Origin of the sequence: Shewanella saliphila (genome assembly GCF_014648295.1) — a bacterium.
Classification (GTDB): Bacteria; Pseudomonadota; Gammaproteobacteria; order Enterobacterales; family Shewanellaceae; genus Shewanella; species Shewanella saliphila.
Window position 1 is genome coordinate 1 of the sequence record NZ_BMQV01000037.1, and the last position, 25,577, is coordinate 25,577.

Genomic DNA, 25,577 nt, shown 5'->3' on the forward strand with positions numbered 1-25,577 from the left:
CGGTGAAACTCCCAAAGGGCAAGTTTTACACGCGTTTATGCTGCGTTATTGATTTTGGAAAGGGAACAACCATTACCTGCAATCAATGCCTTGCCTAAACGCGTGTAAATTCTTGCTGAAATCGAGCATCTTCAGGTTGTTTGGGTATATGACCGATTTTGAGGTGTTACTCAAGCAGGTTAATCAATGTCAGCTTTGTGCGGCTTCATTAACTCATGGTGTACGCCCTGTGGTGCAACTCGACCCTCAAGCAAAAATATTGATCATTGGTCAGGCGCCAGGGCGTAAAGTGCATGAAACAGGCATTCCTTTCAATGATGCCAGTGGCGATAGATTGCGTGAGTGGTTAGGCGTAAGCCGTGAGGTGTTTTACGATGCTAAGCAGGTTGCCATTATGCCAATGGGGTTTTGTTATCCAGGGAGTTATAGCGCGGCTACAGCTAAAAAAGGTCAATCGGGTGACTTACCGCCAAGACCAGAGTGCGCCCCTAAGTGGCATGCATTATTATTGGCTCACTTAACTCAAGTTAAATTGGTGTTGTTGGTTGGCCAATATGCGCAACAGTATTATTTAAGTGAGCATCGCTTAACGATTAATGCATTAACCAATAGTGAGTTCGTTGATTTCGATATCGCGAACAAACCTAAAACCCTCACCGAAACGGTCAAGCAATGGCGCAGCTTTGGGCCACTTTTTATCCCCTTACCGCACCCCAGTCCGCGTAATAATATCTGGTTGAGCCGCAACCCCTGGTTTAAAGACGATTTACTTAGCCACCTTAAACAGCGCGTTCGTGAGGCACTGGTTTAAATTACCCTTGTTTGCTGGCAATAAACTCGATACTTGCGGCATCTAAGCAGCGTTTAGATAAGTAGGTGATACTTTTTTGTAAGGCGATTAAAAAGCCTGCTTCAGTCTGGGTGATACGATAAACATCAGTCCATAAAACCTGCTGGTTCACATGGGTTGATTGACTGTGAATGCCGGTATCATCAATGACCAGTGTAACTGTGTCTCCAGCTGCTTTACTCATCATTTGACGCCATAACCACCAGGTTCTTTTAAAGCGGATACTTAACCATTCCACCACACCGAGACCAATAAAAAAGTACCCTAAGTAGTAGGTCTCTTTATTGCTAATAGGTAATTGGCTGAGGTTATTAAGCAGTAAAATACCTAAGCCAATTATCACAAAGATGGCGGTTTTAAGGTACTGCTTGGGATGCGTTTGCGTACTAACAGACTGATCAAAGCACTCTTCAAAGTAGGTTTTATCTAGCAGGTATTCTGCTGTGTAACTAAACGCTTGTGACATGATGATTTAATACTGATAAGAGAATAAATGTCATTATCGCATAGCCATTGGTTTGCTCAAAGTAAAGTGCAAACTAATGGCTAGGGCGTTGACCTTTGCTAATCCGTGATGGCGCTCGCCAACTCTAGGGTCAATTGTTGCTGTTCTTCAGGGGTTAATTGTTGGTCTTGCTTATTAGAGATTGAGAACACGTTGTCGGCACGCTCACCGACCGTACTAATAGTCGCTGAGTGAATATTAAGGTCGAGTGCTCTAAATGCACTGGCGATTTGCTCCATAAATTCACTGGTGTCTAGTGCTGATATATTGACTAGGGTGCGGGTTGATTTACGTGAATATAAAAACTCAATGCTGGGCTGATTATCAAAGCTTTGATGGCGTCTTGATGCCCGTCTTTTAGGGATGGTGACATCTTTATCGAGCACTTGATATAACTTGTTGAGCACTTGTTTGCGTCGTTGAGCGCTGGTAATTGGCTTCTCATCAAAGTCGAGGACTTTAAAAGATTCGACCACATAACCGTCTTTAGTGCGGGCAATTTGAGCCTGTTTTACTGACATGCGCAGTGCGGCTAAGGTATTAAATAATTTAACAAATAATCCGGCCCTGTCTTTGGTATACACAAATACGTCGCTGCAACCTTTAACCACTGAGTCGTCGAGTAAAATCAATGTATTGTATTGATTGTCTTCGACTGGCGTTTGATTATGTTGTAATAATGCTTGGGTGTATCTGGCAATATCGTCGGCTTCAGCATTACTGAAAAAACCAATCGGTAAACGTTTCCACAGTGCTTTAATCGCATCGGCTGTCGTTTCATCTGCATCTAACAGATTAAGGGCTTCTTGCTTGTGCTCGCGCACGAGAGTACGTATTTGCAACACATTTTCAAAGCCGCCGCGTAATGCTTTACGAGTAATAAAGTATAAATCTTTTAATAATGATGCTTTCCAATCGTTCCACAAGTCATCATTAGTGGCTTGAATGTCAGCAATGGTAAGGCAATAGAGTGCGTCTAATCGGGTAAGTGTGCCGACTTTTTTGGCAAAGGCATTGACGACTTCAGAGTCGTAAATGTCCATACGTTGCGAGGTAATCGACATTAATAAGTGGTTTTCTACTAACCAACTAATCAGCTTTTGCTGTGACACTTTTAGGCCGTGGAATTTGGCAAACATATTGGCATCCACTGCGCCTAACTCACTGTGGTCACCACCACGGCCTTTGGCCAAGTCATGAAATAATGCGCCAAATAACAAAGTCGATTTGTTGGACATTTTTTGGTAAATGTCTGCTGCTAACGCTAAGTCTTTATCGAGGCTTTTAATGTCTTTACCGTAGGCGTAGATGTTTTTCAGCACTTTATGGGTGTGCTCATCGACGGTGTAAGCATGAAATAAATCAAACTGCATTTGGCCGACCACTTCACGCCATTGGGGTAAATACGAGGCCAAAATACCGTGTTGATGCATTAAGGTGATGGCAAGCCCCATACCTTGTGGGTGGGCAAAAATGGCTTTAAATTGTTCGCGGCAACGCTGAAAATCTTGTAAGTCGCCCATGAGGCGACGCCTAACTTGACGCAACGAACGTAAAGTTTCGGCACTAATGCCAACGATTTTGTCATGATGAATCGCGATAAACTCAAACAACGCCATAATTTGAGTGCGATCAATAAAGACGGTTTCATCGCGAACATGAATGTATTGGTCGACAATTTCAAAGTTGTCGTTAATTGGGATGATTTGTGGATTGAGCTGCGGAATAATTTCTCGCTGAAAATACGCCATGAGTATTTTATTTAATTCGCCAATGCGCTTCATGGCCCTAAACAGCTGACGCATCATTTTTTCAATGGCGATATTGCCACTCTCGCCGATGGGCATACCATCACCAAAGCCCATAAGTTTGGCGACTTCTGCTTGATATTGCAGTAACAAACGGTTTTCTGAGCGCTGTGCTGCTTGGTGCAGGGCAAAGCGCACTCTAAATAAAAAGTGTTGGCATTCCATTAATTCAGAGTATTCATCATTGGTTAAAAAGCCAAAGCGTCGTAATGACTGCATACTGGCCACACCAAAATGTTTACGGGCAACCCAGGTGAGGGTTTGAATATCGCGAATACCACCAGGACTGGTTTTTAAATTAGGTTCGATACTGAACGAAGTGCCTTGCGCTTTGGCATGACGCTCTTGTTGCTCGCTCAGTTTGGCATTAAAAAATGCTTGGCTCTGCCATAAGTCCTGGCCATATAATGCATTTAATACTTGCTGTTGGTGTTCTGTATTGCCGTACAAGTGCCTGATTTCAAGTAAACTGGTGGCAATGGTGACATCTTCTTTACAGGCTTGAAAGGTATCGTCTAGGCTGCGTACAGCGTGACCTAGGTCGAGGCCGATATCCCACAGTTGTGTTAAAAAGTCGCTGACTTTCGCGCCGTCGCTGGCAGACAGTTTTCCATCGTGGATAATACAGATATCAATGTCTGAAAACGGATGTAAGGTTTGCCGGCCATAACCGCCAACTGCGTTAAGCGAAATATGATTGTGGTCTAGTTCGAGTGACTGCCAGAGTAGGCATAATAGAGTATCAAAAAACTGCGATCGCTTGTTCAAGGTGTCATTAATTGCGCTTTGAAATATGTTCTCTTGTAAAAAAAGATCCAATGACTTAATCGCCTGCTTAAACTCGGCGGTGGTCATGTCTGGGCGCATATCTGTACTAGCAGGTAGCGAAAGCATGTTACTCCTTATTAATGTAGTCCTTAGACAGAATAAGGTATTCTTAATCAAATTGGTATAGTGAGGTTTTATGGCGTCTAAGCGTGGTCGACTAGACCAATTTATTGCTCGTAGATTACAGGTTTCCAAAAAAGCGGTTCGTCAGTTATTAATTGACAACAAAGTCAGCGTAGACGGTAAGTATGCTAAATCACCTGATTTACTGATTGATGAATTTAGCCATATTGTTTGTAATGACGTGGTGTTACAGCAGTATGAAAAGCAATATTACATGCTCAATAAACCTGATGGTGTCGTGAGTGCAACGGTTGATGACAAACATCCCACGGCTGTGAGTTTGTTAGTCGGGGTTGAGCTTGATATGCTGCATATTGCAGGACGACTTGATTTGCATTCAACGGGGTTATTATTGATTACCAATGATGCTAAATGGTCTGCGGCATTAATGGCGCCAGACAATAAAGTCGATAAACATTATATTGTCACCTTAGCCAACCCAATTGATGAGCGATATATCGACGCTTTTGCTAATGGTATGTATTTTGAGTATGAAGATATTACGACATTACCTGCAACCCTAACGATGTTGTCTAGCCATCAGGCAAGGGTGAGTTTATGCGAAGGTAAGTATCATCAGATAAAGCGCATGTTTGGCCGTTTTCGCAATCCCGTGGTTGGATTGCATCGTGAGTCCATTGGCAAAATCGTACTCGATAACACCTTATTACCTGGAGAGTTTCGTTTATTAACAGAAGCTGAAATTGATTGTGTAATTCAGTAGTAGATCAACTTTTTAAGTCGCTTAACATGTTAATTTATGCGTTTCTTGCAATGGATTGGAAAAGAACATGGATTTACAAGCATTAAAAAAAGTCAGTGAACTAGATGTATTTAGTTTAATGGTATTTAAGTTCATTTACGAAACCGGTTATGCAAACTTTGCAGCAAAAGAGTTGGCTGTATCTGCGCCTAAGATAAGCCGCTGTTTAACATCGTTGCGCATGATTTTTAATGACGAACTGTTTTTTCGCCGTCAACAAGGGCTTAAGCCGACGCCTTTAGCTGACCGTTTATATCAACCCGTTTGTCAGCTTTGTGACATGTTTAGCCAAATGGAGCGCTCCGTTGAAGAAAATGTTAATCATTGTAAACGTAACGTATTGCACTTAGCTGTTTCGCCAAACATTATTACCAGCGTTGCCATTGCGCTAAGCGAGTGTCCTCTAGATACCGTTGGTAAAGTTAGGTTACACAGTTGGCAAGCTGACACAGAAGAGTTGATTTACAATGGCGAGTTAGATTTTGGTATTGGTTATGATACTCAAGATTCCCATGGTTTAGATGTTTACCCTATAGCATGTCCTAAGAGCATTTCTGTTGTTGGCAATGCGAAACACCCTATTTGGGATAATGTCGATAACATTACAATTGAAGATATTGTTCAACACTCACTGGTGTACTTACGTTGTCGCGGTTTTAATAATCGTATTGATCCATTAGAACTGTATTGTCAAAACAATGGCTTGTTATCAGACAACATTGAGTATGTTGGCAAGTTAGAGGACTGGTATTGGCATATACTGACCATGAATAGTTTGTCATTAACCATTTGTCATGAAGGATCTTTTGCAGAAAAACTCCCACAATTACGCGTAAAGCGCTTATCTAAAACAGAACTTGAGCGACTTAAATCAGTGATGCCAATGCCAAATTATTGTTTAATTGAACGTGCAGAGCATTATCGACGTTATTCTGCAGATTTGCGGGGAATGATAATCAATATTGTTAACTCGGTGTTGAAATAGATATCTGTATAAAAAACAACCTTGAAGAGTGTAGTGGGGTAATTAACAATTTTATTACAGTTTACTTGATTTAACCCTGCAACATCAGTGTTTTGTGTGTTTTAAGCTTGAACTTTTATGGTTCAAGCTTTTTTTTTTAAATTAAGTCGCCTTTTTAAGCTGGTAAATGTGAAATCAGTAGTTTCATATTTATATATACCCAATATTAAAATCACCAATTTTCGCTATTGAATTTGTAACCAAGCATCACAGGTTTGTTATGTGGCGCGGGTATTTTTGTCTAAATCCTTATATTTTGTATGTGCAAAACTTACAAATCTAAATCGGGGGATTTAAGATGAGAAAATATAAAAAAACCTTAGTAGCGACAGCCTTTATCGCTGCTTTTGGTTTAGCAGGTTGTGGCTCTGATGGCAGTGATGGTGCTGACGGAGTTGATGGTGTCAATGGTGTCGATGGAGTTGATGGTTCAGATGGTACTAATGCCACTTTATCTGTTACGACCGTTGAAGATGCTTCACTATTTACGTTAACAATAGCGCCAACAGATATTGTTGTTGTGGGTACTGATACATTTAGTGTTAAGTTTACCGTAACAGGCGAAGGTACTGGCGGATCCGCTGTGCCATTTTCTGGACTTGAGACAGTTGCCTTGTATGCCACTAGCCAGTCTGAAAATACGACTGATACAGGTGCACCTTATTTATGGACAAACCATACTTTAGCCAATGATTTTGGCAACAGCATGTATTGTAGTTCAACGGGTTCGGCGACTACCATTACGGGGGCTGAAGTTGAAGCGTGTACATTGGTTGAAGATCCAGCTAATCCTGGTACCTATACTGGTACTTGGGAGCATGATGGTACAGCGCCGATAGTATTGACCGATGGTGATGCGAATGACTTAGTTCGTGTCATGATCCGTGCCTATGATGTTGTTGATTCTGAAGGTACAGATGTAAGTGATAAAGTTTTATCAACACCGATTGATTTTATTCCTGCAACTGGTGAACTCGCCGTTTCAGCTAAAGACGCTGTGTCAAATGCAGCGTGTATCAAGTGTCACAGCCCAATGGAAGGTTATGCTGATACTGATCTGCGTATGAGCAATATCAGTGCGCATCATAATTACCAAAAGGTGGAAAACTGTGTCGCGTGTCATAACCCAGCTTATGCGGGCGGACAAGACGACCCAGAAGTAGGTTATAACGTTAACTTTAATGCGATGATCCACACCATTCATATGGGCGATGAGCTTGCTGATTCGCTAACGGGTGAAGCACTAGAGTTGTTTGGTGAAATCGCTTTCCCTGCTGAACATAATGAATGTGCTGTTTGTCATGATAACGGCACTCAGTGGAACGACAACATCTATGCTGAAGCCTGTGAATCTTGTCACGTCGATGTGAACTTTGAGACAGGTGAAGGCCATGATGGTATTGTGCCTGCAAGTGATGCGGTATGTTCTGGCTGTCACGGTGCTGGTAGTTTAAGCCCTATGGAAGCACACAGTGTTAATCGTCGTGCAGACTTAGCCGATGGCTTAGTGTTAGATGTGGTTTCTGCTGAAGTCGCTGCTGGTGAATTAACTGTCACTATTGGTGTTGAATTAAACGGTGCGGCTCCGGCTGATGGTACTGATTTAGCAGATTATCTAGCTGATGCCTCATATGCTAAAGCTATCTTAATCGGTACACTTGATGACAATGGTGATTATGTCCAAGGCTCTAGTATCTCTACTGATAGCGGTATGTTTGTTGTTACAGGTGGTCAAATTGTCTTAACTCAAACACTTACAGACCCTACTGATTTAGATGGTGAAACACTTTATGTGTCATCTGAAATGGCTATGTGTGGTGATACTGAGACTGATATGATCGTTGCAACTGCTGATGGTTGTGATGTTGGTATTCCTGCTAACATTGAGACTAAATACTTTGTATTTGGTGATACCGCAGCGACAGGCGTTGAAACTACTGATGACTTGCGTTTTGTCAACTCAACTGATTATAACGCACCTACACAGGTAGGTAATGACCGTACCACAGCTGATGAAGCAAAGTGTAATGCTTGTCATGATAACTTAGCGCACATTAAATCGCCTCGTCATGGTGTGACTAACTTTACCCAATGTGCTGATTGTCATAACAATGCGAGCCCTGTCGGTTCTCATCATGAAACTGTTCAAGTTGAAGCTGAAGATGGTACGTTTGAAGTGGTTGAAGGCCTAGAGTATTACAACCGTGATTTAGCAACAGTTTCTCATCGTTATCACAGTGGTACGTATGCTGAAGAAGCATCTGGTGTTTATATTAATGCTGATGGCGACTTAGTAAATTACCCTGCTGAGCAAACTAATTGCCAGGCGTGTCATAAAGATGCAAATACTGCTGGGGATGCAATGGCATTCTTTGACGGTACTGGTACTTTAACCTCAGGTAGAACTTCGGTAGCATTAGGTAACGGCGAATATATTTCTCCAGTTACTGAAGCTTGTCGTAGTTGTCACGCTCACTCTGGTGACGCAGCGCTTGCTCACTTCAAGAGTAATGGTGCAACTGTATTTGGTGATAACATTACCTCTGCAGACGCTGTACCAGTAGAGTCTTGTGCAACATGTCATGCTGAAGGTAAAACTTACGGTGTAGACGTAGTTCATGGAAGCTCTGCTCACTAAGTCATTGAATAAATAATAACTCATTTCTTAATCATCACTTAAGAAACTAAGTAAAAGAGAGGCAATATTGCCTCTCTTTTTATTCAATGTTATCTATAAACAATTCATCATAGGCAATATTTTTCGTTAATTTTTGTATGTTGAATCTCTTGTCTGCATCACTAAAATCAACGTGTTAATTTTACTTTTGGTAATATCGAATATTGAAATTACCGATTTCAGTATTCGAATTTACAACCAGCTATCACACCTTTGTTACATCTCACGGGCTTTCTGCCTCAATTCCCTATATTTTGTACGTGTAAGACTAACAAATCTAAATCGGGGGATTTAAGATGAGAAAATATAATAAAACCTTACTTACGGCAGCCTTTATCGCTGCTTTTGGTTTAGCGGGATGTGGTTCTGACGGCAGTGATGGTGCTGACGGAGCTGATGGTGTAAATGGCGTTGACGGTACCGATGGATCAGATGGTGCTAATGCCACTTTATCTGTTACGACCGTAGAAGATGCTGCAGAATTTACGTTAACAATAGCGCCAACAGATATTGTTGTCGTGGGTACTGATGACTTTAGCTTTACATTTACTGCTACAGGTGAAGGTACTGGCGGAGCGACTATGCCATTCTCTGGGCTTGAAAAAGTTCAGCTATATGTCACCAGTCAGTCAGAAAATACCACTGACACGGGTGCACCAAACATATGGACAAGTCATATTTATGCTAATGACTTTGTTAGCGATAACGCCATGTATTGTACTCTTACAGGTACAGTAACCACTCGTGCTGGTGTTGAAGTTGAAGCTTGTACGTTAGTTGAAGATACTGCTAACCCTGGTACTTATACTGGTACTTGGGAGCATGATGGTAATGCGCCGACAGTATTAACCGACGGTGATGCTAATGACTTAGTTCGTGTGATGCTACGTGCATATAACGTAGTGGATGCTGACGGTACTAGTATCAGTGATAAACTGTTATCAACACCGATTGATTTTATTCCTGCGACTGGCGAGTTAGCTGTTTCAGAAAAAGATTCAGTGTCTAATGCGGCATGTATTAAGTGTCATAGTTCATTAGACGGTTACGCTGATACAGATATGCGTATTGCTAACATTGATGCTCACCATAACTATCAAAAAGTTGAAAACTGTGTCGCTTGTCATAACCCTGCGATGGCCGCTGATGAAGACTATGCAGATTTTGGATATAACATCAGCTTCAATGCCATGATCCACACTCTTCATGCCGGTGAACATATCGCTGATTCGCTAACGGGTGAAGCAGCAGAGCTATTTGGTGAAATCGCTTTCCCATCTGCGCTAAATGAATGTACTACTTGTCATGATAATGGCACTCAGTGGAACGACAACGTTTACGAAGAAGCTTGTGTGTCTTGTCACGTTGATGTTGATTTAGATACGGGTGAAAACCATAACGGTATTGTACCATCAAGTGACGCTGTTTGTTCTGGTTGTCACGGTGCTGGTAGCTTAAGCCCAGTTGAAGCGCATAAAGTCGGTCTACGTGATAATGTTGCAGAAGGATTAGTCTTTGACTTTACTTCAGCCGTTGCCACTGCGACAGCCGATCCATTAGTGTCAACGTTAACTGTTACAGCCAATGTAACGCTTAATGGTGCTGCAATGCCTGATGGTACTGACTTAAGTGCTTATATGACTTCTACAAGTCGTGGCTTCTTAATTGGTAATTTATCTGAAGATGGCGCAGTTACTCGTGGCCTTGGAATGTCAGTGCTAACTGATGCGGTAAGCTTATCTGGTGGCGTCCTAACGGTTGCTGCAGATTTTGATGCAAGCCGTTTAGTTGGCCCAATCTATGTGACAGCTGAAGTACAAGTTTGTGCTGAAAATGACATGATTGTGATGTGTACAACTGATGACGATGGCAATATTGAGCAACTTGGCGTGGCAAACAGTGCACCTGTTAAGTATTTCAATTTAACTGATGCTGATGCTGCTGAAGTGATTTCTCGCTTTGATGACCCTGCACGTATTACTGTAACTGAAGCTAAATGTAATAGCTGTCACGGTAGCTTAACGTACGTGAAAGGTACTCATGGTGTGACAGAATTTACTCAATGTATGGACTGTCACAACGAAAATACTGGTTCTTCTGGTCACCCTGTACAGTATAAGTCTGTTGATGCTGATGGTAATGCCACTTGGGTTACTGCAGACGACATTACATTCAGTCAAAGAGACCTATTTGCTGTGTCACACAGATTCCATTCAGGCCTTTGGGATGCAACTCGTGGTGACCCTGCTATTTACCGTGATGAAAGCGGTGAATTACATGGTTACCCAGCTGTAGAAACCAATTGTACAGAGTGTCATAACGACGGTGAGTCTCTATTTGCTGACGACGGTGGCTTAACTTCTGGTAAACGTGCAATTAAAGTGAGTACTACTGAAGAGTTATATATCTCACCAGTAGCAGAAGCTTGTCGCTCTTGTCATGCTCACTCTGATGCTGCAGCACTAGCTCACTTTAAGAGTAATGGTGCGACTGTTGAAGGTACACCTGATACAACAGCTGATTTACCAGTAGAGTCTTGTGCAACATGTCATGCTGAAGGTAAAACTTACGGTATCGATACTGTGCATTCAAGTGTTGCTCACTAAACGAGTGAACAGAAAAACCATTTCTTAATCATCACTTAAGAAACTAAGTAAGAGGGAGGCAGTAATGCCTCCCTCTTTTTTTTGTTTGATTTTCAGTGTGGCTAGGTCGCTGCGCTGCTAGGACGGACTTCGTCCTGCTAGGGTCGCTGCGCTGCTAGGGCGGACTTCGTCCTGCTAGGGTCGCTGCGCTGTTAAGATTTTATAGATTCTAGCCGCGCAGCGTTCTAGTAGCGAAGCGCTCTAGGCTCTTGCTATGGGATAACAACGTTATTGTGGTTTGCTAACAATGATGGTTGGACTCACTGCTAAGATTTTATAGATTCTAGCCGCGCAGCGTTCTAGCAGCGAAGCGCTCTAGGCTCTTACTATGGGATGACAACGTTATTGTGGTTTACTAACAATGATGGCTGGACTCACTGCTAAGATTTTATAGATTCTAGCCGCGTAGCGTCCTAGCAGCGTAGCGCTCTAGGCTCTTGCTACGGGATGACAACGTTATTGTGGTTTGCTAACAATGATGGCTGGACTCACTGCTAAGATTTTATAGATTCTAGCCGCGTAGCGTCCTAGCGTCCTAGCGTCCTAGCGTCCTAGCGTCCTAGCGTCCTAGCGTCCTAGCGTCCTAGCAGCGAAGCGATCTAGGTTCTAGACTCAAGAATGGGTCGCCATTTTATCGTAGATAGCAAAAGGGAGGCATTAAAGCCTCCCTTGGTATTGATGATTTGCAGCACTCATCGAGTGCTATTAGCGATTACGCTGCTTGTTGGCGCTGCATGTTCAATAACCATTTACCGTAAATAAAGATACCCACAGCTGAAATAATCCCGATAGCAGCAATGATGTACCATGCCATGCCGATGTTATTGGCTTCATACAGCATATGCGTTAACGGTTGTGCTTCCATGCCGGTAAAGTCGACTAAACGCATAAAGGCTTCACCTTGTGGAATCGCATCAACGTCGGTTTGGCTCATGCCGCGGCTGACTAACTCATTACGTGAGATAATTTCTTTAGAGGCATAAATTTGGTAAAGCTTAGGAGCAAAGTAGCCTTCTAAAGTCCAACCAATCCCTTGCGGTAACATCACAAAACCCAGGTACATGGCTTTTTTACCTTCAGGGGCAATGTTACCCATAAACTCGTTTTTCTTCGGGCTAATCATCATTTCACCTAAAGAAAACATCACAATGGCCAGCACAATCATCCACGCAGCATTAAAGACGCCGACCAACATAATGGCGGTAATACTTAAAATACAACCCACTAACATAGCGGTGGTAATACGGTATTTAGCGGTAAACGCGGCCACTAAAAAGCAGGTGGTCATGATCATACCTGCGTTCAGGTTTAACATACCCTCAGGCATCACCTTGGTGCCGTCATTACTAAGACCTAGCCAGAACTGCAATATGCCGTTACTGGTGCCTTCTGGGCCAAATAATGAGGTAACAATGATGCTGGTGTCGACCCATTCGGCAATATGAATAGGCAGGACGTCAAATAGCGAGTTATACAAAAACCAAAAGCCAGCAAACACTAGCATGTAGTAAAGCACGATAGGTTTTTTAAGTTCATGCAGTGCATCTTTCCATAATGCTTCTTGTTGAATTTCACCTGACTTGACTTTAGCCGCTCTGGCTAAACGCTCGTCTTTACCTGGTTCTTTATAGGCCAATAAAAATAAGAAGTTAAATGAGATAATCGCGGCACAAGCATAAAACACATTGTCCCACGATAACTGACGCATATGCACAGCGACTAGCGGACCTAAGAAGCCACCGATATTCACGACTTGATAAAATATACCCCAAGCCATTGACGTGTTTTCGCGTTTTGTTGACAACACGAGCGTGCCTTGAATACCGGGTTTAAATACCCCTGTACCTGCAGCAAGCAACATGGCACCGGCTAAAAATCCCCAAAAATCAGGGAAAAACGCCATGGTGAGATAACCCATGATTTTAATGATGGTCGAAACGAAAATGGTTTCTTTATAGCCGACACGGTCTGAGATACCACCGGTAAACACCGGGATAAAGGTTTGCAGCATAGCCCACACCGCAATAATAATACCGTAGTCGTGTAAGTCGATACCTAGGCCGCCTTCAGAGACGGGGGATTTAGCATATAAACCGGCAGAGGCTTTTACGCCATAATAGGCGATACGTTCAACCAGCTCCATGCCGCCGACCAGCCAAAAAATATAACCGAGGCTAGTGATTGATGCCCACATCCCCAGTTGTTTTACTTCACTCAGGTCGTTACCTGAATGCGAATTAGTGCTCATAAGTCACCCTTTATTATTGTGTGTTGAGTTAACGCAAGACACTCTACCTAAGTTGAGGGAAAATATCCAAAAAACAAAAAGCGGATCGTGAGATCCGCTTTGTTTATTGTATCTTGCTTTTTATCAAGCGTGGGGCGTTTTAAGCACCACAGCACTTTTTGTACTTTTTGCCGCTACCGCAGGTACAAGCGTCGTTGCGATTAGGTTTGGCTTCAAAACTCACTGACTTAGGCTTATTTAGCAGTCCTGTTAGCTCAATAATGTTCTCAGCTTTATCAGCATCAACCGTAATGTGAGCAAATAGCTTATGCTCAGCAACCAATGCCGCAACTTCTGCTTTACGTTCATCGGTTTGCACCGACAACAATAATGGCGACAGTTCTGTGCCGGGTTTGGTGGTACGCTTGGTGTTATAACCGCTCTCGCCATAGGCTGGCTTTGGGGTTCTACGACCTTTAAAAAAGAATTTATCAGACATGGTTTTGACCCATTAAATAGAATGATGATATTGGCGCAAGCTTATACAGCAAAAACGCAAAATGAGATATTAAAGTTTGATATAAGTGTAAAATAAAAAACCAGCGACGCATCGCTGGTTTTTCGTATAAATTTAACTGATTGATTAAGCGTCTATTTTAGCCAACTCAATTTTTTGCTCGTTTAATTTTTCAATATCGCGAGTTAAACCGGTCATTTTTGCACGTTCTTTTTCAATGACTGCAGCAGGGGCTTTAGCCACAAAGCCTTGGTTAGAAAGCTTGCCTTCAATACGGGCAATTTCTTGCGCCAGTTTTTCAAGCTGCTTGTCGATTCGAGCCATTTCAGCAGCAACATCGATTAAGCCTGCCATTGGGATAAGCAGTTCCATATCGCCCACTAACTGCGTGGTCGACATTGGCGCCGTTTCACCTTCTTCTAACACTGTAATGGTTTCAAGCTTAGCAAGGCTTGCAAAGAAAGCCTGGTTGGCTTCAAGGCGGATACGGTCTTGGTAGCTTACACCACGCACTAATGCGTTAAGTGGCTTCGACGGTGCAATGTTAAGCTCAGCGCGAATGTTACGCACTGCCACAATCACTTGCTTAACCCATTCCAAATCAGCCATTGCGGTGGCATCAACTTGATCCGCTTGATAGGTTGGGAAAGTGGCCAACATTAAGGTGTCACCTGTTACGCCAGCTAAAGGCTTAACACGTTGCCAAATGGTTTCGGTAATGTACGGCATGATTGGGTGCATTAAACGCTGCATTTTTTCAAGTACAGTCACCAAGGTATGGCGTGTACCGCGCATTTGTGCTTCGCTGCCATTTTGCATTACGGGTTTGGTTAACTCTAAATACCAGTCACAGAATTGGTTCCAGGTGAACTCGTATAAAGTGTTCGCTGCTAAGTCAAAACGGTATGCAGCCATATAGTCGTCGAAGGTTTTCACGGTTTGATTAAATAAACCAATAATCCAACGGTCGGCTAATGACAGTTCCATTTCACCTGGTTTGCCGTCCACTAAGATTTGGCCGCAATCAAGTGGCGTGCCGGCTTCATCGCTGTCTGGGTTGGTTTGAGTTTCGGTGTTCATCAGCACGTAACGTGATGCATTCCATAACTTGTTACAGAAGCTGCGGTAACCGTCTAGGCGCTTCATGTCCCAGTTAATGTCACGACCGGTTGATGCCATTGCGGCTAAAGTAAAGCGCAGTGCGTCGGTGCCGTGGGCTTCAATACCATCGGCAAATTCTTTGCGAGTGCTCTTTTCAATTTTTGCGGCCAACTGTGGCTGCATCATATTGCCGGTACGCTTTTCAACTAGGGCTTCGAGTTCAATCCCGTCAATCATGTCGAGCGGGTCAAGTACGTTACCTTTCGATTTTGACATCTTGTTACCGGCTTCGTCACGGATAAGACCGGTCACGTAAACGGTTTTAAAAGGCACCTGTGGTTTGCCGTTTTCATCTTTAATGAAATGCATGGTCATCATGATCATGCGGGCAACCCAGAAGAAGATAATGTCAAAACCTGTGACCAACACGTCGGTTGGGTGGAAGGTTTTTAAGTCTTCTAAATTGTCTGGCCAACCTAGGGTTGAGAAGGTCCATAATGCTGAGCTGAACCAGGTATCAAGTACGTCATCGTCCTGGCGCAGTACTGCTGAGTCGGCAAGCTTATGTTTGGCGCGCACTTCTGCTTCGTTACGACCAACATACACTTTACCGTTTTCGTCGTACCAGGCAGGAATGCGGTGTCCCCACCATAACTGACGTGAAATACACCAGTCGTTAATGTCGCGCATCCACGAGAAATACATGTTTTCGTATTGCTGTGGCACAAATTTGATTTCGCCGGTTTCAACCGCTTCAATGGCGGTTTTGGCCATAGACTCAACCGCAACATACCATTGGTCTGTTAGTAATGGTTCAATGACCACACCAGAGCGATCGCCATAAGGCACTTTTAAGCCGTGCGGAGCCACTTTTTCAAGTAAGCCTAAGGTGTCAAACTCTGCCACGATAGCGTCGCGTGCTTTAAAACGGTCCAGCCCAACATAACGCTCAGGTAGTGCCATTTCGACGTCTTTGTTTGGCGTGCCGTCGGTGTTAATCACTTCAACAAAGCTACGTACAGATGCATCTAGGGTGAAGATGTTGTACATAGGCAATGCATGACGTTTACCCACTTCATAGTCGTTAAAGTCATGTGCTGGGGTGATTTTTACGCAGCCGGTACCAAATTCCATGTCGACATAATCGTCGGCAACGATTGGGATCAAACGATTGACGATTGGCAGTAAAATGAACTTACCAATGAGTGACTGGTAACGCTCGTCATCTGGGTGTACGGCTACGGCACTGTCACCTAACATGGTTTCAGGGCGGGTTGTTGCAACTTCTAAATAATCTTTACCGTCTGCGGTAAGTGCGCCTTGCGCCAAAGGATAGCGAAAGTGCCACATGTGGCCTTGCTTCTCTTTGTTTTCAACTTCCAAATCTGAAATGGCGGTGTGCAGCTTTGGATCCCAGTTCACTAGGCGCTTACCGCGATAAATTAATTCATCATCATATAGGCGTACAAACACTTCTTGCACAGCTTTTGATAAGCCTTCGTCCATGGTAAAACGTTCACGATTCCAATCAACAGAGGCGCCCATACGACGAAGCTGTTTGGTGATAGTGCCGCCAGACTGTGCTTTCCAGTCCCATACTTTGTCGATAAAGGCATCACGGCCTAAATCATGGCGTGTTTTACCTTCTTCCGCTTCAAGTTTACGCTCAACTAACATTTGAGTCGCAATACCGGCATGGTCGGTACCCACTTGCCATAAAGTGTTTTTGCCCTTCATGCGTTCATAGCGGGTGAGGGTATCCATGATCGTGTCTTGGAATGCGTGACCCATGTGTAAGCTACCGGTTACGTTCGGTGGCGGGATCATGATGCAATAGTTGCCTTGTGATTCATCGCCATGCGGCTTGAAGTAACCTTGCTCTTCCCAGTTTTGGTAAAGAGCTTGTTCGATAGACTTTGGGTTGTATGTTTTTTCCATAGGAGCGTTATGTTCTCTATCTAAATTAAGTGTTTATTCCGCTAATGCTTGAGTGCTAGGTGTAATGCCTGCACTTTGATATTGGCGATAGCGATTGCGGGCAATGCGCTTGAGCTCATCGTCATTAGCGACAAAATCGATAATATGGGGCAAGTTTACCGCAAAAGTGGGCATGTGGTCTGCAAGATTAATCAGAACTTGGCGACTTTTATTTGGCCCTAAGGTGTCAAAACCAATTTCGACCGGCGCCCCTGTCACGGGGCCTTCACCTTTTAAATTGTGCGGCACAAAGGCATTGGGCTCAAATTGCCACAGTAACTCATCAATTGCATAGGCTTGTTGCTTGTCTTTGCAATGAATATAGACGTTTTTTTGTTGACGATAGTGTTGTTCAGCTAACCGGCAGGCAGCCAAATAAAGCGCATCTAATGCACTCATTTGATTATGATTATCAGGCATAAGGTAAAACAAGGCTTGAGTCATGTTGTGCAGCTTTTTACCGGTTAATAATTTGGCCACGAGTTTACACTAAAATCGCTTGCGGGTTAATGGTTGTCTGTAGTGGTTTTTATAGGATGTTGGACTCGCTGAGTATCCCTAACGTCAGTTTAATCGTGCTGATTAAGCCGATATAGAGCGCGATCATAATGGATTTTCTACGCCGTTGAGGTAATAGCTCTTTGATGGAGAGCCGGTGAGGACATGGTTGCTGTGGCGTTAAGCTTGAACGCCACAGCACAAACCATCTAATTGTAAAATAGTAAGGAATATCATTAATCATTAGTTGCTGTTTACGCCATGGGCCTAGCAGTAGTAGCCGGGTATAAACCCGTTGCTCATTAATGGATAAGTTAAAACGAGTCGTAAAGCGGTCGTAACTGACCTCTATTTTGTGATTATCAATGAGATGTGTTTTGTATTGCTGACGCTCAAATTGCATTACTTGCCCCTAGCGAATGAATTCACATTTTACATGAGTAGGGCTTGTGCCTTTGGTGCACTCATTTAATGCTCTGCGTTGTGCTTTTAACATGGAATCATAACCAAAACCGTAGCCATAGCGAATATGACCACTATCGCTCACTGATACGGCAAGTGCTTTATGGTTTTTAAAGTCTTTAAATTGAATTAACACATCAATAAATTTTTGATCATTTGTGATGAATTGACATGCTTTAGCTTGCGGGTTTTGTTCACAGACTACTGGATATTGCTCAAATACAGGGTAGGAAATATCGATACTATCAAACCAAGAGGACCAGCTGCTTGCTTGAGTCTCAATTGTAATGTCAGCAGGAACATGAATTTGCAGATGTTGATTGTCAGAATCTTGTTGCCCTAACCAGACTAAGTTGAGTTTATTGTCGTTAGGATGGCCATTAGCAACGAGCACATCGCCAGCGCAATTGTCACACAGTTGCTCGTCAGCTTTGATGATTGATATTTGAGTTGAGTAGTCAGAAGCACCGCCGCAACTGCGTTCAAAAATGACAGCCTTGTACATTTTATCTAATGATAGCGATTCGGTGTAAACGGTGTTACCGCACATGGAGCTGAGTAGCCAGCCCAATAAAATTGCCACTAACCCATAAAGGGCCAATGCACTAACGATTGTAATGATGATGACTTTTAGCGCTTTCACCTGAAGATCTCTTTCTGCGAGTTTGTTTTATAGATTATGGACTTATTATGTTTGCAAACGAGATAATAGGCTTGTTACGTATGTGTAACAAGTTAACAATTGTTTAGCTGTAGATGCTTTGAAATTGATTAAAGATAGCCATTGTTAGATTGATAAAAAGGCGCTTGGCTAATGTGATTGGCACAATGGTTGGTCGGTACGACAATAGGTTTTCAGTACTGCGATGTTACATAACTTGCTGTTTAATAAGGTGCTGTTTAGTGGTTGGCAATTTTTATTTCTTTGTTAAAGTATTGATCGAAAATAGTTTGATAGTGCCCTGATGTTTTGAGTTGATCAAATGCTTGCTGCCATTGCGCGATAATCTCGTCACTGGTATCGGCTGAAAAAGCAATATATAAGGTTGAGTCGTATAATTTAATGGACGTGCGTTCAATGGTATTGATATCAATATTTGCGGCTTGTGCTAAAAATGGCATGACCAACTCGCTCATCGGGGCAACATCAACCCGCCCATAACTGAGCATTTTGAGCGATTGTAATTGATCGTTATCAGTACTGAGGTTGGTAAACCCTATGCTGTTTAAGTAACTGTGATCAGCGTTATCAAGTACAACTCCCACATTTTGCAAACGTTTAAGATCGTCTAATCGAGATAACGTCAGGTTAGCGCTGCGTTTTTTATAAAAATACACTCCACTGGTAATAATCGGTCCAACCCACTTCATGTTTTGTTCTCGCTCAGGTCGTTTAGCGATAGCAAATAGGGCGGTATTGGATTGTGACTTTAATTGTTGAAAGCCCCGATTAAAAGGATACATCTCAATTTGGGCATCGATGTGCGAGTTTTGTATTATGGCGTTAACAATGTCTACTGCGAATCCCGTTACCATGCCATCTTGCTGATAGCTGAAAGGGCGTAACGGATAGGTCATCAGTTTGGTTGTGGGTTGTGCCGCGGTTACATTGGCGGTGAGCAACAAAGTGATCGCCAAAAGTAAAGGTTGAAATGACAAATAAGGAGGTTTCATATCAAAGGCTCATAGGTCAATGAGTTTGTATGCGGTTTATATTGTGTCATTAATCAAATCCCTATGATTGTGATGAGTTTTTTATCCTAATTGTTATAGCGGTGCAGTTTATACCATCAACTCTGCATGTTCAATAAATGTACAATGCAAACGAATAAAAAAAGGTAAAGCAGATATGCTTTACCTTTTTATAGAGAAGGTTTTAGCGTTATTCGCTAATTTCAACTCCAGCACGATTAATTAAGAACTGGCTTAAAATAGGTACCGGACGACCGGTTGACCCTTTGTTTGCGCCACTGTTCCAAGCTGTACCTGCTACGTCTAAATGCGCCCAGTTGTACTTTTTCGCGAAGCGAGATAAGAAACAAGCGGCTGTAATAGAACCTGCAGGACGACCACCCAGGTTAGTCATGTCAGCAAATGGGCTATCAAGCATGTCTTGGTACTCATCCCACAATGGCATGCGCCATGCGCGGTCGCCACTTTGTTCACCAGCATTAAGCAATTCATGTGCTAATGGATTATGCGAGCTAAACAAGCCTGAAGCGTGTTTGCCTAATGCAATCACACAAGCGCCGGTTAAGGTTGCTGTATCGATAACCAATTCTGGCTCGAAACGCTCAACGTAGGTTAATACGTCACATAATACTAAGCGGCCTTCAGCGTCGGTATTTAATACTTCAACCGTTTGGCCAGACATGGTGGTTAAAATGTCACCAGGGCGGTAAGCGTTGCCAGCAGGCATGTTTTCACAACCGGCCAGTACACCAATCACATTGATAGGCAACTTCATTTCACACAATGCTTTCATGGTGCCGATAACACCTGCTGCACCACCCATGTCGTATTTCATTTCATCCATGGCTTCGCCAGGTTTTAATGAAATTCCGCCCGAGTCAAAGGTTAACCCTTTACCCACTAATACAATCGGTTTTTCAGTGCTGTTGACTGCGCCCTGATATTCCATCACGGTCATGATCGACTCGTTTGAGCTAGCACGGCCTACCGCAAGGTAAGAGTTCATGCCTAATTTGGCCATTTGCTCTTCACCAATGGTGGTGACTTTAAGGTTTTCATGTACTTCAGCCATTTGACGCGCTTGTGACGCTAAATAAGCTGGATTACAAATGTTAGGTGGCATGTTTGCCACGTCGCGGCATAAATGCATACCCGCAGACACTGACGTGCCGTGTTCAATTGCGCGCTCGCCAATGGTCAACTCACGGCGTGTTGGTACATTAAATACCATTTTACGCAGTGGACGACGAGTTTCACCCTTGCGGGTCTTTAATGCGTCAAATGAATATAAGCTGTTTTGAGTCGCTTCTACGGCTTGACGAACTTTCCAGTAGGTGTCGCGGCCTTTGACATGCAGTTCTGTTAAGAAGCATACTGCTTCCATTGAACCGGTTTCGTTCAAGGTGCTAATGGTTTTGGTGATAATTTGTTTGTATTGACGCTCGTCTAACTCACGCTCTTTACCACAACCTACTAATAACACGCGCTCACTCAATACGTTTGGTACATGATGCAATAGCAGCATTTGTCCTGGTTTACCTTCAAGGTCACCACGACGAAGTAGGTTACTGATGTAACCTTCACTGATTTTATCCAATTGCTCTGCGATACCAGACAAACGGCGGGGTTCGTAGACACCAACAACGATACAGGCTGAACGTTGTTTTTCGGGGCTGCCGCTCTTTACGCTAAACTCCATGAGCACTCCTAGATTCTTAAAGACAAATTTTTATATTTATTAGATAATGTTTGCATTAGGCCATCTGGCATATATTCAACGAAAAGGTGTTAACTGTTTGGGATTATTAACTAAAAATAGGCGAAAATTGACAGCCAAAATAGATGTTAACCACGACCCCAAAGCACCTTCCGCGCTGGTCAGAAAACTAGCAAAACTTCTGAAAGTAGACAGTTTACATGAAAGTTGCTCTGATACCAGTAAAAAGATAAGTTTAGCCACCGGATCCTACTTGTGATTGTATTTAGATACCTGATTGGTGAAGTTTTAAAAGCGCAATTTGCAGTACTTTTAGTACTGTTAACTATTTTTATCAGCCAACAATTTGTGCGCGTGTTAGCCGACGCTTCTGACGGCGAATTTCCGGCATCGTTAGTGTTGACGTTATTGGGGTTGAATTTGCCTCAGTTGACGGTGTTGGTGCTTCCTCTTAGTTTCTTTTTAGCGATTTTATTAGCCCATGGGCGAATGTATGCTGAAAATGAAATGGTGGTTTTGCATGGCGTGGGGGTCAGTGAGTGGTATGTAACTCGGGTGACATTGCTGCTGGCGTTAGTTAACCTCGTCTTTACGGCTTATTTGTCTATTTATGTTGGCCCATGGGCAGAAGAGCGCCAAAATCAGGTGTTAGAAAAAGCTCAGTCTGAAGCCGGACTTGCCGCACTAACTCAAGGGCGCTTTCAAACCAGCCCTAACGGTCGAGCGGTGTTATTTGTTGAAAAGATTAATAAAGATAATACTCTCAATAAAGTGTTTGTGGCGCAATTACCTGATCCTGAAGATGAAGATGGCTTAACTAATCTTGTGGTTGCTCAGCAAGGGCGAGTGACAGAAGACGATATCGGCAGCCAGCAATTAGAGCTCGAAAAAGGGGTGCGTTATCAAGGCAACCCTAAGTCACTGGATATACAAGTTATTGAGTTTGGTGGCTATAAAATGGAAATTAAAGAGCAAGAAATCGACGAGCGTAGACGTAAATTGTCTGCATTGCCAGTCGATGAGTTGCTGGCGACACCTGGCTCTGAAGCCGTGGCCGAATTTCAATGGCGATTAGCGATCCCTATCGCCATTCCATTAATGACCTTAATTGCTGTACCGCTGGCTCGGGTGAATGTGCGCCAAGGTAAGTTTGCAAAAATGTTCCCTGCGATTTTATTGTATTTGGGCTACTTTGGCTTAATGGTCGCAGGACGTAAGGCGCTACAAGATGAGGTAATCCCATTATCGTTGGGGATGTGGTGGATCCACGGTTGTGCATTGATATTAGGGTTATTGTTGTTGATAAAAGAACGGCCATCTGGAATGAAGTTGCTCGGATTTTTTAAGCGTAAACAGGTGGCAGGATGAAAATTTTAGACCTTTATATTGCTCGTATGATTGTGAGCACCTCAGCCTTATGTTTGCTAATTTTAACCGGGTTATCGGGCATTATTAAGTGGGTTGATCAGCTGCGCGTTGTCGGTCGAGGCAACTATACCATGATGGATGCCGGCGTTTATGTGCTGTTTTTAGTGCCTCGAGATATCGAAATGTTTTTCCCTATGGCCGTTTTACTCGGAGCATTAATTGGGATGGGCATGTTAGCGTCCAACTCGGAACTTGTCGTGATGCAAGCTTCTGGTATGTCGCGTTTGCAAATCACTCAATCGGCAATGAAAACCGCAATACCGTTAATGATAATGGTGATGGTGCTCGGTGAATGGGGGGCCCCAGTTGCTGAAAAAAGCGCAAAGGAACTCCAAGCCGTTAAAGTGTCGGGCGGCAGTTTAATTAAATCAAACCGTGGTATTTGGGCTAAAGATGGCGATATGTTTGTCAATATCGGCGAAGTGCAAAATGTGGATATGCTTAACTCTGTTAGCTTGTATAAGTTTAACGATAGTCTTGAGTTAAGGTCGGTGACACATGCTGAGAAAGCTGTATTTACTGGTAATATATGGCAATTAAGTGGCGTTGAAAATACGTCAGTAAAAGACGATAGAGTCGTTCGTGAATTTTTAGAAACCGATGAATGGAAGTCAACGTTAACGCCAGATAAGCTCAGTGTGGTGTCGGTAAAACCTGAATCGTTATCGATTAGAGGGTTGGTTGATTATCTTGATTACCTCGAAACTAACCAGCAAGACCCTAGCCGTTATGAGTTGGCGTTATGGCGCAAAATTATGCAACCAATCACGGTGGCGGTAATGATGCTGGTGGCGTTGTCATTTGTATTTGGTCCGCTACGAACGGTCACAATGGGGGCTCGGGTATTGTTAGGTGTGGTGGCTGGGTTTAGTTTTTATATCAGCAACCAGATATTTGGCCCTATGAGCCTTGTGTATGAGTTACCCGCTTTTGTTGGGGCTGTTGCGCCAAGTTTGTTATTTACCGCTTTAGCCATACATTACATACGCAAATAATCGTCTCATTAACCAAGACACAAAAATGGCAACCTATGGGTTGCCATTTTTATTCGCGAGTTACCCTTTATATGATTATATTGCTATAAAATCAAAATGTTAACTTGATATTTTATGCGCCGTGCCAATTGCGCATTTGATTGGCTTCAACCGACAATACCACCACTTCTGAGCGGGTCATCATATCTTGCAGAGCCAGTTTATCGTCGTTGATTAAAATCCATAAGTTACCAATCCCTAACAAAGACCACACCACGCGAGCGCAAGCGGTAATGAAACTGAGATTTTGACCATTAGGATGCTGCACTTTTAAACGCCATGCTCGCATCCCTAAAGTTTGACCGCCACGGCTCCAAAATATGGCGTAAAAGCTACAAACACACAATGCCAACCATAATTGATATAGCCCATGGTAAAGCGGTGTGTTATTGAGTAAGTCTGAGGTATGCTCAAAGCCGTTCATTGCAATCACCCCGGTGCTTTGTAAAGCAAAAAACACCCCAAACCCAATGCCACCGGCAAACATGTATACCGCGACGGCCAATAATGAATCGTAAATGATAGCGCCAACTCGACGAACAAAGCTCGCTCGAGGAAAGTTGGCATGTTCTGAATTTAACATCGATATTCCTTAAGGCTCAGTTGAGATTAGATTTCATCGTCTTCGCGAACAAACTTAATACTGGTAAAACCAAAGCGTGCAAATTCGGTTTTACGAAACTCTTTTTCAGCTTTTGCGCCTTTTTTGGAGGTTAAGGCTATTTGCTGCTCCATGGCGAGAAATCTGGTTAAATCTATCCCTTCCGCCTCAGCTGCGGCTTCATAAAGGTCATGGTGGATGTCATAGCTAAAGGCGATAGTTTTGGTTTGGCCTTTAAAGGTATAAATTACTTGGCGCGCCATGGCGAACTCCTGAAATTAATGTCATTTACATTCAAAATAAAAAGATAGCCCTTAATCAATATCATCTAACAGATATGTTTTCGACGATAAGGACTCAAACGCAACCAGTGCGCTAATAGTGTAGTTAGATAGTGTGGTTAATTGTCCCACGTTCGTAGGCCGATAACCAACTAGAACCCCAATGAGTTGCCATAAATAGCACACTTTATTTCGTTCACAAGCCTAATCGAGGGTTAAATACAGGTAACACGCATCAACAGGATAAGTCTTTAAAGCAGCTTTTAATGCTGAGGAGGGGGCTGCGGGTAAAAAACCTTGTGCTTGCCAATAGCCTTTTGCTCCCTGAACGGCAACCAAACCAATACCGTGTTTAGATAATTGAGTCGCTTGGTAAATCACGTACTCGAGTAACTGTTTACCCAGCCCCATACCTTGAGCCGCTGGCGAAATCGCCATGTCATGCAAATACCAGCTATGACTCTTTATAGGGGTAATGGGTGTGTCTAAAGACGGTGCATCACCCTGAGGCCAAGGGTGGACTAATGCATAAGCAACAATGTTTTCAGCTTGCTCAATGACCAAGCATGTCGTTGGCGACGCTTGCCATTTACTTTGCATGACCGCAAGGGACTCTGGGGTTAATTCAATATAACATTGCGCCTGAATAGCCATAATGGCTGGCCAGTCTGAAGCTATGATTGGGCGAATTGACATATCATTTAGGTTGTCGCGTGGTTTGGCCGCGATTATACCCATATGCGCCATAAAATCTAAGCGTTAATCTGTGTTAAAGTGAGTTAGGATGAGCCAATGATAGGCCTAAAAACAACAACGACA

Annotated in this window: 20 protein-coding genes; 7 read left to right on the top strand and 13 right to left on the bottom strand. The window is 43.2% G+C overall.

Going from position 1 to position 25,577, the window contains the following annotated elements; all coding sequences use genetic code 11:
* The first annotated feature begins 148 nt into the window (after positions 1-148).
* Positions 149-811, top strand: a complete 663-nt coding sequence (locus IEY48_RS15285; protein WP_188921850.1) for a uracil-DNA glycosylase family protein — start codon at positions 149-151, stop codon at positions 809-811.
* Position 812: 1 nt separating this feature from the next.
* Here IEY48_RS15285 and IEY48_RS15290 read toward each other — a convergent pair whose 3' ends face one another.
* Together IEY48_RS15290 and glnD are read right to left on the bottom strand one after the other, a co-directional pair.
* Positions 813-1,316: a YcxB family protein gene (locus IEY48_RS15290; RefSeq protein ID WP_188921852.1), complete on the bottom strand. Its 504-nt coding sequence runs from the start codon at positions 1,314-1,316 to the stop codon at positions 813-815.
* A 98-nt stretch (positions 1,317-1,414) separates the two neighbouring features.
* Entirely contained in the window at positions 1,415-4,057 is a 2,643-nt protein-coding gene (gene glnD, locus IEY48_RS15295; protein WP_188921853.1) for a [protein-PII] uridylyltransferase, read from the bottom strand.
* A gap of 70 nt (positions 4,058-4,127) precedes the next feature.
* Between glnD and IEY48_RS15300 the strand changes: the two genes are divergently transcribed.
* The 4 genes from IEY48_RS15300 to IEY48_RS15315 all read left to right on the top strand — a co-directional run bounded on the left by IEY48_RS15300 (position 4,128) and on the right by IEY48_RS15315 (position 11,184).
* Positions 4,128-4,838 carry a 16S rRNA pseudouridine(516) synthase gene (locus IEY48_RS15300; protein WP_188921855.1) on the top strand — a complete coding sequence of 237 codons (711 nt, stop codon included), beginning with the start codon at positions 4,128-4,130 and terminating at the stop codon, positions 4,836-4,838.
* A 67-nt stretch (positions 4,839-4,905) separates the two neighbouring features.
* Entirely contained in the window at positions 4,906-5,862 is a 957-nt protein-coding gene (locus tag IEY48_RS15305; protein WP_188921857.1) for a LysR family transcriptional regulator, read from the top strand.
* Between the two features lie 337 nt (positions 5,863-6,199).
* Positions 6,200-8,539 carry an OmcA/MtrC family decaheme c-type cytochrome gene (locus IEY48_RS15310; RefSeq protein WP_188921859.1) on the top strand — a complete coding sequence of 780 codons (2,340 nt, stop codon included), beginning with the start codon at positions 6,200-6,202 and terminating at the stop codon, positions 8,537-8,539.
* A gap of 335 nt (positions 8,540-8,874) precedes the next feature.
* A complete protein-coding gene (locus IEY48_RS15315; RefSeq protein ID WP_188921861.1) occupies positions 8,875-11,184 on the top strand; it encodes an OmcA/MtrC family decaheme c-type cytochrome in 2,310 nt (769 codons plus the stop codon).
* 751 nt (positions 11,185-11,935) lie between these two features.
* On the opposite strand, the gene IEY48_RS15320 is transcribed toward IEY48_RS15315, so the two are convergent.
* From IEY48_RS15320 to pepA, 8 genes are all read right to left on the bottom strand, one after another.
* Positions 11,936-13,471, bottom strand: coding sequence for an MFS transporter (locus tag IEY48_RS15320; RefSeq protein ID WP_188921863.1), 1,536 nt, complete (start codon positions 13,469-13,471; stop codon positions 11,936-11,938).
* A 139-nt stretch (positions 13,472-13,610) separates the two neighbouring features.
* Positions 13,611-13,949 carry a PBPRA1643 family SWIM/SEC-C metal-binding motif protein gene (locus IEY48_RS15325; RefSeq protein WP_188921865.1) on the bottom strand — a complete coding sequence of 113 codons (339 nt, stop codon included), beginning with the start codon at positions 13,947-13,949 and terminating at the stop codon, positions 13,611-13,613.
* Between the two features lie 144 nt (positions 13,950-14,093).
* A complete protein-coding gene (locus IEY48_RS15330) occupies positions 14,094-17,006 on the bottom strand; it encodes a valine--tRNA ligase (protein WP_188921872.1) in 2,913 nt (970 codons plus the stop codon).
* Positions 17,007-17,039: 33 nt separating this feature from the next.
* Positions 17,040-17,489 carry a DNA polymerase III subunit chi gene (locus IEY48_RS15335; RefSeq protein WP_188921938.1) on the bottom strand — a complete coding sequence of 150 codons (450 nt, stop codon included), beginning with the start codon at positions 17,487-17,489 and terminating at the stop codon, positions 17,040-17,042.
* An 85-nt stretch (positions 17,490-17,574) separates the two neighbouring features.
* The gene (locus IEY48_RS15340) at positions 17,575-17,946 is read right to left on the bottom strand and encodes a hypothetical protein (RefSeq protein WP_188921874.1); all 372 of its coding nucleotides are present in this window, start codon (positions 17,944-17,946) and stop codon (positions 17,575-17,577) included.
* A gap of 9 nt (positions 17,947-17,955) precedes the next feature.
* Complete coding sequence (locus IEY48_RS15345) at positions 17,956-18,648, bottom strand: hypothetical protein (protein WP_188921876.1); 693 nt, start codon at positions 18,646-18,648, stop codon at positions 17,956-17,958.
* A gap of 257 nt (positions 18,649-18,905) precedes the next feature.
* The gene (locus IEY48_RS15350; RefSeq protein ID WP_188921878.1) at positions 18,906-19,679 is read right to left on the bottom strand and encodes a substrate-binding periplasmic protein; all 774 of its coding nucleotides are present in this window, start codon (positions 19,677-19,679) and stop codon (positions 18,906-18,908) included.
* A gap of 208 nt (positions 19,680-19,887) precedes the next feature.
* Positions 19,888-21,396, bottom strand: coding sequence for a leucyl aminopeptidase (pepA, locus tag IEY48_RS15355; protein ID WP_188921880.1), 1,509 nt, complete (start codon positions 21,394-21,396; stop codon positions 19,888-19,890).
* Positions 21,397-21,669: 273 nt separating this feature from the next.
* Between pepA and lptF the strand changes: the two genes are divergently transcribed.
* The gene (lptF, locus tag IEY48_RS15360) at positions 21,670-22,782 is read left to right on the top strand and encodes an LPS export ABC transporter permease LptF (protein ID WP_188921882.1); all 1,113 of its coding nucleotides are present in this window, start codon (positions 21,670-21,672) and stop codon (positions 22,780-22,782) included.
* Positions 22,779-23,837: an LPS export ABC transporter permease LptG gene (gene lptG / locus IEY48_RS15365; protein ID WP_188921884.1), complete on the top strand. Its 1,059-nt coding sequence runs from the start codon at positions 22,779-22,781 to the stop codon at positions 23,835-23,837. Before lptF ends, lptG begins: the two co-directional genes overlap by 4 nt.
* Positions 23,838-23,949: 112 nt before the next feature.
* Here lptG and IEY48_RS15370 read toward each other — a convergent pair whose 3' ends face one another.
* The 3 genes from IEY48_RS15370 to IEY48_RS15380 form a co-directional block, all read right to left on the bottom strand.
* Positions 23,950-24,459: an RDD family protein gene (locus IEY48_RS15370; protein ID WP_188921886.1), complete on the bottom strand. Its 510-nt coding sequence runs from the start codon at positions 24,457-24,459 to the stop codon at positions 23,950-23,952.
* A 26-nt stretch (positions 24,460-24,485) separates the two neighbouring features.
* The gene (locus IEY48_RS15375) at positions 24,486-24,740 is read right to left on the bottom strand and encodes a DUF2960 domain-containing protein (RefSeq protein ID WP_188921888.1); all 255 of its coding nucleotides are present in this window, start codon (positions 24,738-24,740) and stop codon (positions 24,486-24,488) included.
* 222 nt (positions 24,741-24,962) lie between these two features.
* Positions 24,963-25,496, bottom strand: coding sequence for a GNAT family N-acetyltransferase (locus IEY48_RS15380; protein WP_188921890.1), 534 nt, complete (start codon positions 25,494-25,496; stop codon positions 24,963-24,965).
* Positions 25,497-25,577: the final 81 nt, after the last annotated feature.

Coding starts and splice junctions, on each gene's coding strand:
- IEY48_RS15320 (WP_188921863.1), bottom strand. CDS start 13,471: ATGAGCACTAATTCGCATTCAGGTAACGACCTGAGTGAAGTAAAACAA.
- IEY48_RS15380 (WP_188921890.1), bottom strand. CDS start 25,496: ATGGGTATAATCGCGGCCAAACCACGCGACAACCTAAATGATATGTCA.
- IEY48_RS15310 (WP_188921859.1), top strand. CDS start 6,200: ATGAGAAAATATAAAAAAACCTTAGTAGCGACAGCCTTTATCGCTGCT.
- lptG (WP_188921884.1), top strand. CDS start 22,779: ATGAAAATTTTAGACCTTTATATTGCTCGTATGATTGTGAGCACCTCA.
- IEY48_RS15305 (WP_188921857.1), top strand. CDS start 4,906: ATGGATTTACAAGCATTAAAAAAAGTCAGTGAACTAGATGTATTTAGT.
- IEY48_RS15370 (WP_188921886.1), bottom strand. CDS start 24,459: ATGTTAAATTCAGAACATGCCAACTTTCCTCGAGCGAGCTTTGTTCGT.
- IEY48_RS15285 (WP_188921850.1), top strand. CDS start 149: ATGACCGATTTTGAGGTGTTACTCAAGCAGGTTAATCAATGTCAGCTT.
- IEY48_RS15290 (WP_188921852.1), bottom strand. CDS start 1,316: ATGTCACAAGCGTTTAGTTACACAGCAGAATACCTGCTAGATAAAACC.
- glnD (WP_188921853.1), bottom strand. CDS start 4,057: ATGCTTTCGCTACCTGCTAGTACAGATATGCGCCCAGACATGACCACC.
- IEY48_RS15350 (WP_188921878.1), bottom strand. CDS start 19,679: ATGAAACCTCCTTATTTGTCATTTCAACCTTTACTTTTGGCGATCACT.
- IEY48_RS15330 (WP_188921872.1), bottom strand. CDS start 17,006: ATGGAAAAAACATACAACCCAAAGTCTATCGAACAAGCTCTTTACCAA.
- pepA (WP_188921880.1), bottom strand. CDS start 21,396: ATGGAGTTTAGCGTAAAGAGCGGCAGCCCCGAAAAACAACGTTCAGCC.
- IEY48_RS15340 (WP_188921874.1), bottom strand. CDS start 17,946: ATGCAATTTGAGCGTCAGCAATACAAAACACATCTCATTGATAATCAC.
- IEY48_RS15315 (WP_188921861.1), top strand. CDS start 8,875: ATGAGAAAATATAATAAAACCTTACTTACGGCAGCCTTTATCGCTGCT.
- IEY48_RS15375 (WP_188921888.1), bottom strand. CDS start 24,740: ATGGCGCGCCAAGTAATTTATACCTTTAAAGGCCAAACCAAAACTATC.
- IEY48_RS15325 (WP_188921865.1), bottom strand. CDS start 13,949: ATGTCTGATAAATTCTTTTTTAAAGGTCGTAGAACCCCAAAGCCAGCC.
- IEY48_RS15335 (WP_188921938.1), bottom strand. CDS start 17,489: ATGACTCAAGCCTTGTTTTACCTTATGCCTGATAATCATAATCAAATG.
- IEY48_RS15300 (WP_188921855.1), top strand. CDS start 4,128: ATGGCGTCTAAGCGTGGTCGACTAGACCAATTTATTGCTCGTAGATTA.